A 14,789-nucleotide genomic window follows, 5' to 3' on the forward strand; every position below is an offset into this window, starting at 1 on the left:
ATTTAATAATCTTTTTTAGTCTACTATAGATTTTAAATTATTATCAACACAAAAGACCTTTTGCGCCCCACTTAAGTTGCAACTTAACCCCAACCATCTTCACAATGATACCCTACCTACGTTTCTACTCTCTGCCACCTTCTCAATAGAACTTATAGGACTTATGTTGAAAGATAAATCATTATCACAATTTTCTTCATCGCTATCAAGTCCACTATCAACGCTTAAAGATCTGAGTAGTGTTGTCTTCTCTCTCAGTGGAACATAAGACTCATTATCAACGCTTGAAGATTTGGATAACCTTTTCTTCTGTCGTGGAGCATTACCAGACTCATTAGAAATTTCTCCCGTTAATTGATTGTTGGAGCTCCTTTGTTCATCAGCACGAATTTTTTCCTCCAGTCCATCAAGCATTCCTACCAATTCATCACCCCATTCATTTTCTTCTTCTAATAATTGTTTACACTTTTCTTTCTCACGCTCTAGCTCGTTTCTTAACTCTTCGACTTTATCTTCATCTTTAGTGAGTTCAAGTGTAAGCACCTTATCTCCTGGAAATTCCTCGTACTCGTTTTCTAGTTCTTCAATGTTGAGTTTTAGTCTCTCTTCTCCAAGTGTATCTTGTAAATCGCTATCTTGCCTATCTGATTCTTTAATCTTTTGCTCAATTTCTACTTGTACCTTATATTCCTGATCTAATTCTCTTAGCTGATCTTTCAAGCGCTCTTTCTGCTGGCGTCGTTCAACCATTATCTGTTCCGCATCTTCTCGTGCTTGATTTAGCTCTTTTTCCAAATTCTTCTTTCCTGCATTAACAATTTTCAGCTCTTCCTTTAGCTTTCTTTTTTCTTCATATACACCTTTAAGTTCTTGTGCTTTCCCTTGTAGCTCTTTTAACACACCTGCTAATTCTTCATTTTTTTGTGCCAGTTCAGTTTGCAATTCCGTGTTTTTTTGCTCCTCTTTTTCAAACCTGTCTTGTATAGCTCTTTTTACAATAATCCGAACAGACCGTAATATGCTACTGGCCTGCTATAGCCATAAACACATATCTTATCGCATTCGGACTATTATAAGAAAGGCTATAACTCTTTTAATGTATAGTAGATAAGCGTAGAGTAATAAACCTCCCTATTCAGTGAAGTTTGTCCAATACACTTTTCAAGTTGATCACCTGTTTTTCCTGCCTCTGCTGTTTTTTCTTCTTTAGCCAAACTTCCAATCATAATACACCTCCTTAACTATATTTATATTATACCAATTAAGATATATTAAAAGAAATCAAACTGTATAACCTCGCCCTACACTAACTTTTATGATTACTTAATTGTGTAAAAATAACTGCAAGTGTTAAACTTGAGCTTTTATTTTTCATTATACATTTCTTACTACATGTTTATACTGCTGTCTTGCATAATAGACTATTCGAAGTTACACAAGTATTTTTTTATTAGATAAGAGTTAGTAAGAGCCTGTTCATAATTTTTTCAGAAGTAAGGCAGTGAAAGCCAGAACTACCATTTGTAGGCTAGTATTGAGTTTTCGCTCACAATTTTTCCACAATCTTCTACATTTTTCTAACCAAGCAAAAGATCGCTCCACAACCCATCTTTTGGGCAATACAACAAAGGAACGTAATTCATTTCTTTTGATCACTTCAACGGTTGCACCAATAATCGTTTTTATTTGAGTTACAAAATTCTCTCCAGTATAGCCTGCATCAACCAGTACATTTTTAACTCCCGAGAGGTTTTCTTTTGCATTTTCGACCATTCTCACAGCACTGCTACGGTCAGTTATCTCTGCTGTTGTTGTATAAATTGCATGCTTGCGTATCTACTGCAATACGGCCCTGAAATCTTCTTGCCTGCATCATAGCTTCAGCAGTATCTGCATTTTTTATACTCTGTGCATCAATTATGCAGAAGCTTTTCCGACCATTGTTTTGTCGCAATTATTTTTTTTTAATACCAGCTCCAGAACACTTTCTTTATTTACATCTGGTTTTTCACTCCACTTCTTAAAATAGTCGTAACAATTGCGCCATTTTGGGAACTCTTTTGATACCATTCTCCACTGGCAACCACTTTTTAACACGTATAACACTCCACAAAATATATCATGTAAATCAAGTGTTCTTGGTTTTGTCTTCTTTCTGCAAGATTCCAGATCTGCTACAATAATCTCAAACTTTTCTCGACTTATGTCACTTGGTTATAAACTTCGCATATCCTACTTTATATACTTTATCCTCTCACTTTATCTCTTTTTTGAGATTACGTACAGGCTCTAAGATACAAAGACGTTTTCAGAAATCTTTAAGCTTAATAACATCCTCTCTCTTTGGACTGGTTGAGATTAGATGAATTGGTACACCTATTAATTTTTCTAACCCTTCTATATATTTTATTAAATTGATAGGCAATGTTTCAATCGACCTTTTACCTTGAGTGTTTTCTTTCCAGCCAGGAAACTCTTCATATATTGGCTCTAATTCCCCTTGTATTGAATGCGATGCGGGTAAATAATCATACATTTTTCCGCTATACTTGTAACCAGTGCATATTTTAATTGTATCAAAAGAATTAAGCACATCTAATTTGGTTAATACAATGCTTAAAACTCCAGAGAGTTGTACGGCCTGGCGCACTAAAACTGCATCGAACCATCCGCAACGCCTTCTTCTATTGCTCACTGTTCCAAGTTCCTTACCTATAGTAAACAAGCTATCTCCTACTTCATTTTTCTGCTCAGTAGGAAATGGGCCATTGCCCACTCTTGTTGTATAAGCTTTTACCACACCAATAATGTAAGCATTGGAGGATAACCCTGAGCCTGTTATTGCTTGCGATGCTACAGTATTACTTGAAGTAACAAAAGGGTAAGTTCCGTGGTCGATATCTAAAAATGCGCCTTGGGCACCTTCAAATATTATTTTCTTACCTTCTTTCATCAAGTCATTTAATATCTTCCACACAGGTTTTTTATATGAAAGAATTTTTTCTGAAATCTCTTGAATTTCCTTTAATATTTCTTCTTTTTTAACCACCTGGTAGTTAAGGCCTTTCCTGATAGCATTGTGGTAATTCAAAAGAGTATCCACTCTTTTATTGAGCTCATCTGCGTTTTCTAAGTCACAAAGGCGTATAGCTCTCCTTCCAACTTTATCTTCATAACATGGCCCTATCCCTTTGTTTGTTGTACCAATTTTGTGATTTCCATTTAAATCTTCAAATAGCTTTTCCTTGTCCTTATGTATGCTAAGTATTAATGGACAGCTCTCGGATACCATCAAGTTGTTATAGTTTACGTCTACTCCTTTAACTTTCAATGACTCTATTTCTGAGATTAGAGCGTGTGGATCAAGAGCAACGCCATTTCCTATGATAGATATTTTGCCTGGCCTCAAAACAGCAGAGGGCAGTAAATTTAATTTATAAACCTCATCATCTACTACTATAGTGTGCCCTGCATTATTTCCTCCCTGAAATCTCACAACTACATCTGCATTCTCAGAAAGATAATCTACTATTTTACCCTTGCCTTCGTCACCCCATTGCAGACCAACAATTACAATGTTATTCATCATTATTTTCTAGATTAATACATAAATATTAATGCAGTACGCTACAAATGGAAAGAGAAATCTACGCCTTTCCTACACCCCTTAAATAAAGAAATATACTGTCGATTTTCTTAATATATTACCAAATTATTCATCATTATATGATATAACTTACAGCATATTTACAGTAAGGTGTTATTTATGAAAGAGACAAAAGGAAAAAATAATAAGAGTCCAGTAGTTAGATTAAAGGCCACAGCTAAAGAGTTCAATTTTAGTAAATTAAGAGCAGATCAAGATAATAAATTAGCGAATTCCGGTGAAACAATGTTCTTAGATTTTCAAAGGATGAATTTTATTATTAACGGAAAAGAAATAGATAAAAATCTTATTATTGCATTTAAGGAAGGAGCTAAGCACCGCAAAAGCGAACTTTTTAATAGTGATGACATATATAATGACGAAATATTTAACAAAAAAGGAACAAGAGAAATAGATACGGATCATGGCAAAGCTTTTGTTGCTTCAGTACTCGAAGATATTGAGAAAGAGCTTGTAAGTAATGCATTGGGTGAGCTATGGAAAAATCACTGTGAAAATTCCAAAACTGCCAATCATCAAAAAACCGATTCATATAAGAAAGAATTTGAAGAATTTTACAATGCTGGCCAAAGGTATATCCATCTATTACCAACAGAGAAAGATGAAAACAAGGATTACCGTTCCTTTGCAAAAGAAGTTTTCAAAAAAATGTTCAGATACGCTGGGGCAGAAGTTCCAAGTGATGCTATTTTAGAAGAGCTAGTTACCAATTGTAATCAAGCAGGGTATGAGGCTGCTCCATTTATACAAACCCAACTTGCACTTGGACAGTCGTTCATAGTAGAAAATCCTAAAAAAGTAATAAATATTGATTGTGCTAACCAAAATAATGTGAGAATTAGATCTGATATGAGGCTACCAATACTCTCTGTTAAAAATCAAGTTATGCATGGCGATAAGATATGTAATCTGTCTAGTTCATTGGAATTTACAATTGAATCTCACAATGGTGAAGACTTTGTAACATACAGAGATGGTAAATTGTCACTTACTATTCCTAAAGAGTTAAAAAATTATAAAGATAATGGCAAGAGCTTGTTTGACATTATTAAAGAATATTTTCAGAAATTCTGTGCAAAATTAGGATTTAAACCTGAGACAAAAATACAAATAGAGCATGGCTTAGGTGCTCAAAGTAACTATTTAGATGGTACAATATCAACCACAGGATCAGATGCAAATGAAGAATTTATCAATCTTTTAAGCGAAAATCTCAGAGAGAGGTTATTGGGGTCAGGAGTTGCTCTAGAAGATGAAGATGTTGATGATGTTGTTGAAGTCAGAGTATCTACCGTTATAGATCTATTGAGTGATTATGCTAAATTGGAAGATAATAAAGAACACAGAGAGTTATTAATAAGTAAAGTAGCAGATAATTTAGGACTTTCCACTCAAGATAAAACAGCACCAGAAGTATTGATGGAATCAGGCTCTTTACCTTCTTTGACAAAAGGTCAGGTTAATCATAATCAAGTGCAGTCTGTTGTAAATACTTTTATTAAGTTAATTATTGAAGGGAAAAGCGAAGTATACAAAAAAGGAGGTGCGATTAATGCAATTGATGCAATTCATAAGGAGATAGATAAGGCAATTGTTGAGCAAGAAAAAAAAGCAACCAACAAACAAGATATAGAAAATGATAAATGGACAGATAGAATCAAAAAACAGAATTATTCTGCGGAATCACATGAACATTTACCTTAAAGATATTAGTAGGCTCTTTAAATATTTTAGAGTTCATGGTTACAACGGTTGCTATTTTACAGTTCATCTCACAACACTTTCTTCAAAAATATACATGTTAACATACCCTGGACGTACAAGATCACACTTATACCCAAGCTTTTCATAAAATACTTTCGCTTTTTGAAAATTCATGGTTGCAACGGTTGCTATTTTACAGTGCATCTCACGACCATAATCATGAACTTCTTCCATTAGCTGCTTTCCCATACCTTTTCTTCTATAATCAGAGTGCACCCAAAGCAAGTCAGTGTAAATTGAACCATAGATAACAAAACCGCTACAACCTACAATAATTTGTTCAGTATCATCGCGAATAAAAAAAGCAAATGGGTTACACGTACCTTTATCAACGGTTTCTTCATTAATCTTTTTGAGTAGGAATTCAATGTCTTTGCTACTTGGTGATGTGGTGTGTTCTATTTTCATCTCTCGGCCTAATACCGCATACTGATTTCTCTCTTTATCTTATATAAATTAATTAAGTAAAGTGAATACAGTATCCACACTACTAAAAAAAATGTGGCACAAAACATAAACATTGCAACCAGTGGCAACAGCAGGGAACTTTCTATTGCTATTCCACCTTTTCTCAAAATGCTTGCTGGCTGATGGAGAGTGGACCATAAATTCACGGAAAATTTTACTATAGGAATATTTATAGCACTAAAGATGGCAAATACTGCTGCTGATTTTTCTGCCCTCGCTTCATTATCAAAAGCGCTCCACAATGAAAGGTAGCCAACATATAGGAAAAATAAAATCAGCATTGAAGTAAGCCTTGCATCCCATACCCACCAAGTGCCCCAGGTTCCTTTTCCCCAGATGCTGCCTGTGATTAAGCATATTGCCGAAAAGACTGTCCCTGCAGGAGCAGCAGCATGTGCCAAGACACTAGCAATGCTATTGTTCCATACCAATGAAATGAAACCAAGTGATGCAATTAATCCATATATTCCAAGAGCAAGCCATGCAGAAGGCACATGAATGTACATGATTCGTACAATTTCTCCTTGTTTATAATCTTCTGGGGAGAAGAATAACGCCAAAGACATTCCAATTAAAAAACATGCGAAACAAATCACCCCAAGCCAAGGTAGAGCTTTCTTAGAAAAATAAGAGAAATTTGTAGGCTTTAATAAAAACATTCATTTTGAGAATAATTGTGTTAAGAATTTACCAATTAGTTTGAGTTTTATCAACAGGATAGTTTTTCTATATTTACGTAGGTCAACAAATTAGCATAATTTCAGTAGCAGATTGCTAGCTATTATTTTTAGTATATGACCCTTAAAAAGCTTAATCTACACTTAGTATCAGATTCAAGTGGTGAAACTGTTATATCAGTTGCAAAATCAGCTCTGAAACACTTTCGTTCTGTAGAAACGATCGAATATGTTTGGTCTTTTGTAAAAGGAGAAGAGCAGATTGACAAAATTCTGGAGGAAATTAATAGGAAAAGTGATGAGCATAATTTTGTTATATGCACTATTACTGATGATGAGCTAAGAAAATATCTAAAAGATAACTGTATAAAGTTGAAAATTCCCTATAGAGCAATATTATCACATATTATTAGAGAAATTTCGTCTTATCTTGAAATTGAAAAAGACGAAAAGCTTGACTTGCATACTGAGATAAATAACGAATATTTTCAGCGCATTGAGGCAATAAACTACACTATTAATCATGATGATGGACAAAATATTCAAGATATTGATAAAGCAGATATAATTTTGGTTGGAGTTTCACGTACATCAAAATCTCCCACCAGTACGTATTTAGCTTACCGAGGCTATAAAGTTGCAAATATTCCTTTTGTTAGTGGAGTACCCTTTTATGTTGACTTGGCAAAATTAAAAAATAAACTAACGATAGGGGTAACAATAGACGTAAGTAGGCTAATAGAAATACGCAAAAATAGACTTACTTCAATTAACAACGAAGATAATAATATATATGCTAACCATGAGAAAGTAGAAAAGGAAATTAAAGAAGCAGAGGAGCTCTTTAAACAGAATAACTGGCCAATTATCGATGTCACGCAAAAGTCGATCGAAGAAGTATCAGCAACAGTTATACAATATTTTAATAAAATGTTATCAATTGACTAACTCTTGATAAGTGATTATAATGTAAAGTAATTTAATTCTTACTATAGATATGAAAGTCAAAGGGTCGCTAAAATCTCATCGTAACAGAGATAAAAATTGTAAAGTTGTGAAAAGGGGTGGTAAGATTTACATTATAAATAAGGTAAAGCCAAGGTGTAAAGCGCGTCAAGGTTCTTAGCTTTTTGTTCACCTTTTCATGTTATATATTTTTTATATGTGAAAGTACGGTGCTTATATCTAAAAAGAAGCAAAAGTTACTGTGTTTAAGCGCAGCCTTACTCATTTCTTCCCTTACATTATATTTCAGCATTAGCACAATTACAGGTAAACGTGGCTTATTGACGTTAATCGATTTAAAAAAAGAAATCGAGTACAATAAACTTTTGCTAAAGGATGTCTCTTCTGAAAAGGAAAAGTTGGACAACAAAGTATTTGGCTTATATGAAAAAAGCTTAGATTTAGATCTGCTTGATGAGCAAGCAAAAAATGCTTTAGGTTATGTGAACCCTAATGAACTTATGGTTGTTCTTGACGTGGGATAGCAGTAGTGCCCTTACCCAGAAAAAGTGGAGAGAAAGAAAGGAGTTTTTTCGGGTAAAATAAAATTTTGGAGGATTAGAAATGGTAAGAGAATATACGGCAGAATTCAAATTGGAAGCTGTTAAGCTGGCAAATGAACAAAGAAAGGTAGGTCAACCAGTTGCAAAAGTAGCAAGAGATCTAGGAATAAGGGATAGTGTATTAGGAAAATGGATGAAGAAATATAACGAAAAAAAAGTCAGCGGCAAATGCATTTCCAGGTAGAGGTAACATGGCTCCTTATGACAAAGAGAGGTTTGATTTACAAAGCAAGAGTAACAAGGGAAAGAGACATTTAAAAAAAAGCCCTGGCCAGTCAAAAAGAGTAAAATATTTTTTTATATAGTATAGCTCTTTTTACAATAATCCGAACAGACCGTAATATGCTACTGGCCTGCTATAGCCATAAACACATATCTTATCGCATTCGGACTATTATAAGAAAGGCTATAAATGCTATAAAGTACAGGAATTATGTAGGATTTTCTGCTAGTGGCTACTATAAGTGGACCACAAGAAAAATAAGCAGTAGAGAATCAGCAAATAAAGAGCTACTCGAAGCTATTCAAAAAATATATCAAGTTTCTAAATGTAGATATGGAGCTCCTAAAATTCATGCTGAATTGAAGGCTTTGGGTAAAAGTTGCAATTTGAAAACGGTGCAAAGTATTATGCAGAAAAATGACATCAGGGCTATACTGAGAAGAAAGTTTAAAATTAAAAAACAACAAACAGATAATAGAGCTGTAGCTCCCAATATATTAGACCAAAACTTTATTGTTGATCAACCAAATAAAGTATGGGATTACTTACATCAAAACCAAGGAGGGATGGCTATATTTGGCAGCAATAATTCTCACGTATGGTAGTTAATGAGTAGTGCAATAAATAAACAATTGGTTATGAACTCTTTATTAATGGCCATTAATAGGCGTAAACCTGTTAAAAATCTACTGCTGCACAGTGACCAAGGTTCATAATATTAGCCTTTCTTATAATAGTCCGAATGCGATAAGATATGTGTTTATGGCTATAGCAGGCCAGTAGCATATTACGGTCTGTTCGGATTATTGTAAAAAGAGCTATACTAATTCCTGTACTGTCTATAGCAATTTCGATATCTTCCATATTATAGCTCTTTCCATAAAAGTCCGGATGTGATAGGATAAGGGTAGATGATGATAAGGAGGTTGAATGCCAGCAGCATATAGTTATGATTTAAGAAAAAAAGCAATGGAAGCGCTAGACGAAGGAGAAAGCAGAGAAACAGTGGCAGCAAGATTTAAGATTGGACGAACTACTTTATGGGAGTGGCGGCAAAGAAGAAAAGAAACAGGAGACTTTCAATCAAAAAAACTTGGAAATGGGGGTTACAATCACAAAATTACCGACTGGGATACGTTTGCCAAATTTGCCAGAGAACACGGAGGAAAGACTCTATCGGAAATGGCTAAACTTTGGAACAACGTTAGTATCCAAACGATCTATCGAGCCCTTAAAAAAATTGGATTTACGCGCAAAAAAAGACATATGGATACAAGGGAAGAAACGAAGAAAAACGTGCTGAATTTTTGAAAATTATAGCGACAAAAGAACCTAAAAACTTAGTGTATATAGATGAGTCTGGCATTGATAACACCGAAGACTACCCCTACGGATATTGCCAGAAAGGACAGCGGTTTTATGCCTTAAAATCTGGAAAGAAAACTCAACGAATCAGTATGGTTGCAGCCTTAAGTGGAAGAAAGATAGTTGTTCCGTTAACCTTTGAAGGCCACTGTAATATGGATGTTTTTAATGGATGGTTTGAGCAATTTTTGACACCGATCTTGGAACCTGGACAGACTGTCATTCTTGACAATGCTACTTTTCATAAGTCTGATAAGATTATCGAGCTTGCTAAAGGGGTTGGTGCAGAAATTTTGTATCTGCCGCCTTATTCTCCAGATTTCAACAAAATTGAGCATCATTGGTTTGCTATAAAAAACAGAGCCAGGAAAAACATTCCTCTATTCGAATCCTTTCGTCGTGCTGTTGATTCTGCCTTCCTATGACCTGTTCGGACTATTATGAGAAATGCTATAACTATTGCATTCCAGAACAATTTGATGCATCATTCTTTTTGTAAAAAACATTCCACACTTTCTCTCCACTTTCTCTGGGTAAGGTCAAAGGATCTTATGTCTTAAACCTTATCACCAGGCTTAACAAATAGGTGGCCCAATACTATTAACTTTATGGGTTTATCTTCGTTATTTGCTACTATCCAAACCCATCGCTCTCATGATCAACAATTTCTATTGGTGCAAATACTACATAATTATTGTCATCAACAATCTTTATTCCAAGAGCACCCTCGTCACTTAAGCTCAGGGCTGAAGAAGGAACTTTATATGCAAATCTTTCGCCTGAAGGTAGCCTTACGTTGGCAGTTAGTCCCTGCAAGGATATCATATTATTAGTTACCTTTACCTCTACCCTATAAGACCCAGTTTTAGGCTCAGCAATTTTACTAATAAAACTTACTTCACCTGCCAATTCTTTTCCGTCCAGCAAATTAATTTGAGCTGTGCTGCCTAGCTCTATTTTATTTACTTCATTTTCCGAAACGTATAACACTACAAGAATTTGATCGAAATTAACCACGTCAGCTATTTTTTGCCCAGCATTAACAAAATCCCCTTCGTTTGCATTGATTTTATCAATATAACCATCTATAGGAGATGTGACTGCAGTATTTTCTAAATCCAATTCTAGCCTTTTTAGGTCAGCTTTTGCACTTTGTAACGCAGTAAAAGCTGCTTCTACTTGTATTTGTGCCCCATAGCCTTTTTTATTCAGTTTGTGAGAGGAATCATACTCAATTTCACGCTGCTTTAATAAAGCTTTGGCTTTCTGAGCTTGCTCAATCCTGTCACAATCTTCTATCTTTAACACTACATCATCTCTTTTTACCTTTTCACCATCAGGTAAATAAATAGCAATAATCTTACCACTTATTTTTGAGACAAGGCTAGCTCTATGTAAGGGATTTACTGTACCAGAAAAATTTAAATATATAGTGCGGTTTTGCGGCGCACATTCTTGAGTTTTTACTGAAAAGCTACTAGTTGCATTATCGCTATGAACCGCCTGATCTTTTTTTAAAAATGCACTGCTGATAAAAAACAGTAGAATAAAAGCAATACTGGAAATGATGATTACTTTGTTTCTCACCTTTAAACAATAGAATTTGTTGACCAATCTTGTTAGAAACAACTGCATAAATTTTCGAATCAGAAATGTAAGTATAATACATGTACCATTGTCACTCCATAAATAGTTTTATATGAGAACAAAAACAAGATTTTCCTACAATAAGTAAGTTTTTTATTGCTAAAATGCAATTTTTAATCGAATAAAATTGCAAACAAAGTTGTGCATAAGACTGGATTTAAAAAAATCTTGAAAAACATACTAAAACTTTTAAATAATAACTTTATATCTAGTGGCTTTGCCTTCTCCAAGACGCTGTAAGTATTTCATCCCTAGCAGTTTCTTTGTAATTGCCTCTACTGTTCTTGGAGGAAATCCTAGAGCTTCTATAGCATCTTTTCTACTAAATTCTTTATCTGCAAGGCTAAGTGCCCATTCCCAGAAGAACAATTGTTTTCTTGATAATAAATATTCAGTATTCTCCCTCTCAAGAATATAATGCGCCTCATTTGCTTGCGTTTTGAGTACATTAAGAAAAAATATTAACCACGGGGAAATATCTTCTTTGCCACTTTTCCAGCTACTTTGTGTTTTATTAAGCGCTAAGTAGTAATCAAGTTTGTTAGTTTCAATTATCTTTTCATGTGATACAATAGATACAAAATCATAACCCTGCTGCAACAGCATTAAATTAGTTATCAATCTACTAGTTCTGCCATTTCCATCTTGAAAAGGGTGTATTGCCAAATACTCAAAAACAAAGTTAGCAACAATAATAAGAGGATGCTTAAATTTATTATTTAAGGACCAGTGATACCAATCAATAAGCTCTTGTACTTCCTTTCTAACAAGGTAAGGTGGTGTGGGATCAAAAATTATACCAACAACTTTTCCATTCTGATCTTTTGCCTCAACTCTATTAGAACTTGCTTTGTATTTTCCTCTATGATACAAATCTTTTTCACTATAAAGTAGCATCTGGTTGTTATAGCTCTTTTTACAATAATCCGAACAGACCGTAATATGCTACTGGCCTGCTATAGCCATAAACACATATCTTATCGCATTCGGACTATTATAAGAAAGGCTATAACTCGTACACTTGCTCAATTACAGGCCTTTCTAGGTTGAGACGTGTACTAAGACGAAAATTCTCCCAGTTCATATTCTTCTCACATGCATATTATGTGAGATAATGTGATAAAAGTCAATAGTAAGCTTTATATGCATAGCAGAGCTAACTACAAAAATTATACATTTTCAAGTGATCCTAACCATATCAAAAACTACAGGGCAAAGCTGTTGGAGGAAGGCTTAATTAGTTAAAAATTTCAATCTTATGTAAAATATTGTCTTATTTTGTAATTTTCTTGTTGACTAACGAGACGATATCTACTTTTCAATAAACTCCATTTGCATTTCTTGTATACTACTTTCTATTTGCTCTATTTGTTCTATTAACCTTTCTTCTAAGTCAAGATTACCGCTCAGCCTCGCTTCGGTTCTTTCTTTTCGTAATGCATTTAACTCTTTTAGTAACACTATATTATTCCACACAATTTCTGCAGATTTTCTCTCGTTCAGTTGGCTATTTAGTACACTAGTTTTTTCAAATACATACTTTATAACGTTAAACTGTTTCAATTCTTGTAACAAAGCCTCTTTATCGAGTTTGCTTTTGTTACTTATTACATCAATTATACGCTGTTGTAATCTTTTCATCTCATTAGTAAATTCAAAATGAGAAAATTGCTCAAAAAATATAGGACGGTTCAAGATTTCAGGAAATTCTACGGCTATACGCAAAATTACGGCCTGATTTTGCTCTGCTTCAATTAGCTCTGGAGATTTGTTATGAAGATACTCACCTTTTGTTGCTCCAGTTTTACTATTAAAAATCTGTTTTTTGAAGCTAATTCTTAGTTCACTAGCCTTATTGTAAAAATAATCTCTGTAATACCTTCTAATACTGCTGTTGCTAATAGTATTTACATATTCCATGAACTTGTGCTCAAGAATTGAATATTTTTCCGGAGCAAGTTTTTCATAATTTTGCAAATTGCTATCGATTATGTGATGCCATAAATATTCAGAATGCAGTTTTGTTGAATGGTCAAGAGCAGTCAACACGTCTTCTTTCTTGTATACCAGTTCGTTACATATATCGTATGGATCTTTATTACTTGGCAAAGTCACAAACTTTAACGTGTATCCAGGCTCTAATATTAGCAGAGCAAGTTCTGCAACTCGAGTAGCAGCATGACGTCCAGCACTATCGCCATCCATACAGATGGAGATTTCTTTAGCAAATCTCCATAGATTTTTTATCTGTTCTGCAGAAATTGCGGTACCAAGCGGAGCAACTGCATTACTAATTCCCGCTTGATGTAGCGCTATAGTGTCCATATATCCTTCAACAACAAATATGTGCTGTTTTTTACGTATTTCGCTTAAAGCAAAGTTTAATCCGTATAAATTCTCCCTCTTCTTGAAGAGCTGACTCTCTGGGCTATTTAAATATTTCGGCTGTTGCTCAGAACTTAGCGCACGTCCACCAAAACCAATAACTCTTCCTGCAATGTTGTATATAGGAAATATCAGCCGGTCATAAAAATAATCACGAAAATTTTTGTTTACTAATCCAATATCAATCAAAATTCTGTCTTCAATACCTGAAGAGTTTAAATACTCTTTCAAACCAGAGCTTGGTGCATAACCTATCTTAAATTTATCTATGATTTTAGGTGAAATCTTACGCTGCTTTAAATAATCTACAACACTTTGATTTTTTTGTGCAAACCAATTTGCAGCTAAATCAAGCGCTAAAAATAGTTTATTGTTCTCTTTTGTAATACTAAGATTTTTGGGCAGTTCAACACCTGTAACCGATGCTAATTTTTCCAATGCTTCTTTAAAGCTTAATCCTTCAGTTTGTGAAATAAATTCAAATGCATCACCACTAGCTAAGCAACCAAAACAGTAATATAACCCCTTAGTATTGCTCACCGAAAAAGATGGGGTTTTTTCGTTATGAAATGGACAGAGCCCAACAAAACTATCTCCTCTTTTTATTAATCTGACTTTTTTACCTACTATGTCGGATAATAATAATTTTGATTTTATAATATCTATATGATCCATCTTGTTAAATTAGTAGTAGGATAAAAATTATATAGAATTTATACACATCTGACTCGAAATTTATTTCTATAACTAAAGCAATTTAGATTTACCGACAATGTAGCTATACAAATTCAAGAGCAATCCTGTCATCCAGGTAGCCCACAGAAACAAAAAACTTCCTTGACAAACCTCGCCAGCGCCCTTATCATGAAACTGAAGCTATTTGGTTATCTTCTCTGTACAGATTAAATGACAAAAAAACTCAACGTATCTGGCGTCTCATGTTTAATTTTTTGCACTATGTGCACCTTATGTCTTTATCAAATTTCCGGGTTTTGACCTACACAAGCTGAAATACGCTTATAAAG

At 34.3% G+C, this 14,789-nt stretch carries 14 protein-coding genes and 3 pseudogenes; 7 read left to right on the plus strand and 10 right to left on the minus strand.

The genetic code is table 11. The features are described from left to right. Positions 1–99: 99 nt before the first annotated feature. A complete protein-coding gene (locus tag OPR46_RS03215; protein ID WP_265044011.1) occupies positions 100–942 on the minus strand; it encodes a coiled-coil domain-containing protein in 843 nt (280 codons plus the stop codon). A 4-nt stretch (positions 943–946) separates the two neighbouring features. Here OPR46_RS03215 and OPR46_RS03220 point away from each other — a divergent pair, with 4 nt between their 5' ends. Further along, positions 947–1,111 carry a hypothetical protein gene (locus OPR46_RS03220; RefSeq protein WP_265044013.1) on the plus strand — a complete coding sequence of 55 codons (165 nt, stop codon included), beginning with the start codon at positions 947–949 and terminating at the stop codon, positions 1,109–1,111. Here the strand turns inward: OPR46_RS03220 and OPR46_RS03225 are convergent. The 3 genes and pseudogenes from OPR46_RS03225 to OPR46_RS03235 all read right to left on the minus strand — a co-directional run bounded on the left by OPR46_RS03225 (position 1,083) and on the right by OPR46_RS03235 (position 3,586). Then, positions 1,083–1,226: a hypothetical protein gene (locus OPR46_RS03225; RefSeq protein ID WP_265044015.1), complete on the minus strand. Its 144-nt coding sequence runs from the start codon at positions 1,224–1,226 to the stop codon at positions 1,083–1,085. The genes OPR46_RS03220 and OPR46_RS03225 overlap by 29 nt on opposite strands. 250 nt (positions 1,227–1,476) lie before the next feature. Then, positions 1,477–2,205, minus strand: a pseudogene (locus OPR46_RS03230) (IS5 family transposase). A gap of 103 nt (positions 2,206–2,308) precedes the next feature. Beyond that, positions 2,309–3,586 (minus strand): adenylosuccinate synthase, encoded by a 1,278-nt coding sequence (locus OPR46_RS03235; RefSeq protein WP_265044016.1) that lies wholly within the window; start codon positions 3,584–3,586, stop codon positions 2,309–2,311. 180 nt (positions 3,587–3,766) lie between these two features. Between OPR46_RS03235 and OPR46_RS03240 the strand changes: the two genes are divergently transcribed. After that, positions 3,767–5,371: a hypothetical protein gene (locus tag OPR46_RS03240; protein ID WP_265044017.1), complete on the plus strand. Its 1,605-nt coding sequence runs from the start codon at positions 3,767–3,769 to the stop codon at positions 5,369–5,371. A gap of 63 nt (positions 5,372–5,434) precedes the next feature. On the opposite strand, the gene OPR46_RS03245 is transcribed toward OPR46_RS03240, so the two are convergent. Beyond that, complete coding sequence (locus OPR46_RS03245; RefSeq protein ID WP_265044018.1) at positions 5,435–5,839, minus strand: GNAT family N-acetyltransferase; 405 nt, start codon at positions 5,837–5,839, stop codon at positions 5,435–5,437. Between the two features lie 8 nt (positions 5,840–5,847). Beyond that, positions 5,848–6,558 carry a heme ABC transporter permease CcmC gene (gene ccmC / locus OPR46_RS03250; protein ID WP_010962525.1) on the minus strand — a complete coding sequence of 237 codons (711 nt, stop codon included), beginning with the start codon at positions 6,556–6,558 and terminating at the stop codon, positions 5,848–5,850. 135 nt (positions 6,559–6,693) lie between these two features. On the opposite strand from ccmC, the gene OPR46_RS03255 reads away from it, so the two are divergent. From OPR46_RS03255 to OPR46_RS06980, 4 genes and pseudogenes are all read left to right on the plus strand, one after another. Continuing rightward, positions 6,694–7,524 carry a pyruvate, water dikinase regulatory protein gene (locus tag OPR46_RS03255; protein ID WP_265044019.1) on the plus strand — a complete coding sequence of 277 codons (831 nt, stop codon included), beginning with the start codon at positions 6,694–6,696 and terminating at the stop codon, positions 7,522–7,524. A 49-nt stretch (positions 7,525–7,573) separates the two neighbouring features. Then, positions 7,574–7,702 (plus strand): type B 50S ribosomal protein L36, encoded by a 129-nt coding sequence (gene ykgO, locus OPR46_RS03260; RefSeq protein WP_006279631.1) that lies wholly within the window; start codon positions 7,574–7,576, stop codon positions 7,700–7,702. A gap of 49 nt (positions 7,703–7,751) precedes the next feature. Next, on the plus strand, positions 7,752–8,066 hold the full coding sequence (locus tag OPR46_RS03265; RefSeq protein WP_265044020.1) for an FtsB family cell division protein: 315 nt from the start codon (positions 7,752–7,754) through the stop codon (positions 8,064–8,066). Between the two features lie 79 nt (positions 8,067–8,145). Next, a pseudogene (locus OPR46_RS06980) lies at positions 8,146–9,080 on the plus strand (IS3 family transposase); the annotation flags it as partial. On the opposite strand, the gene OPR46_RS03280 reads toward OPR46_RS06980, so the two are convergent. Continuing rightward, positions 9,046–9,231 (minus strand): hypothetical protein, encoded by a 186-nt coding sequence (locus OPR46_RS03280; protein ID WP_265044022.1) that lies wholly within the window; start codon positions 9,229–9,231, stop codon positions 9,046–9,048. The pseudogene OPR46_RS06980 and the gene OPR46_RS03280 sit on opposite strands and share 35 nt — an antisense overlap. 66 nt (positions 9,232–9,297) lie before the next feature. Between OPR46_RS03280 and OPR46_RS03285 the strand changes: the two genes are divergently transcribed. Further along, positions 9,298–10,157, plus strand: a protein-coding gene (locus OPR46_RS03285; protein ID WP_265043306.1) for an IS630 family transposase whose coding sequence is annotated in 2 segments (ribosomal slippage) — positions 9,298–9,622 and positions 9,622–10,157 — 861 coding nt in all. Because the reading frame shifts where the segments join, the coding sequence is not laid out codon by codon here. Between the two features lie 131 nt (positions 10,158–10,288). On the opposite strand, the pseudogene OPR46_RS03290 reads toward OPR46_RS03285, so the two are convergent. The 3 genes and pseudogenes from OPR46_RS03290 to dnaG form a co-directional block, all read right to left on the minus strand. Continuing rightward, a pseudogene (locus tag OPR46_RS03290) lies at positions 10,289–11,367 on the minus strand (efflux RND transporter periplasmic adaptor subunit). Between the two features lie 201 nt (positions 11,368–11,568). Next, the gene (locus tag OPR46_RS03295) at positions 11,569–12,276 is read right to left on the minus strand and encodes a Fic family protein (RefSeq protein WP_265044024.1); all 708 of its coding nucleotides are present in this window, start codon (positions 12,274–12,276) and stop codon (positions 11,569–11,571) included. 414 nt (positions 12,277–12,690) lie between these two features. After that, positions 12,691–14,439: a DNA primase gene (gene dnaG, locus OPR46_RS03300; RefSeq protein WP_265044025.1), complete on the minus strand. Its 1,749-nt coding sequence runs from the start codon at positions 14,437–14,439 to the stop codon at positions 12,691–12,693. Positions 14,440–14,789 lie beyond the last annotated feature (350 nt).

The sequence above is a fragment of the Wolbachia endosymbiont (group A) of Scambus nigricans genome (assembly GCF_947251485.1).
Classification (GTDB): Bacteria; Pseudomonadota; Alphaproteobacteria; order Rickettsiales; family Anaplasmataceae; genus Wolbachia; species Wolbachia pipientis.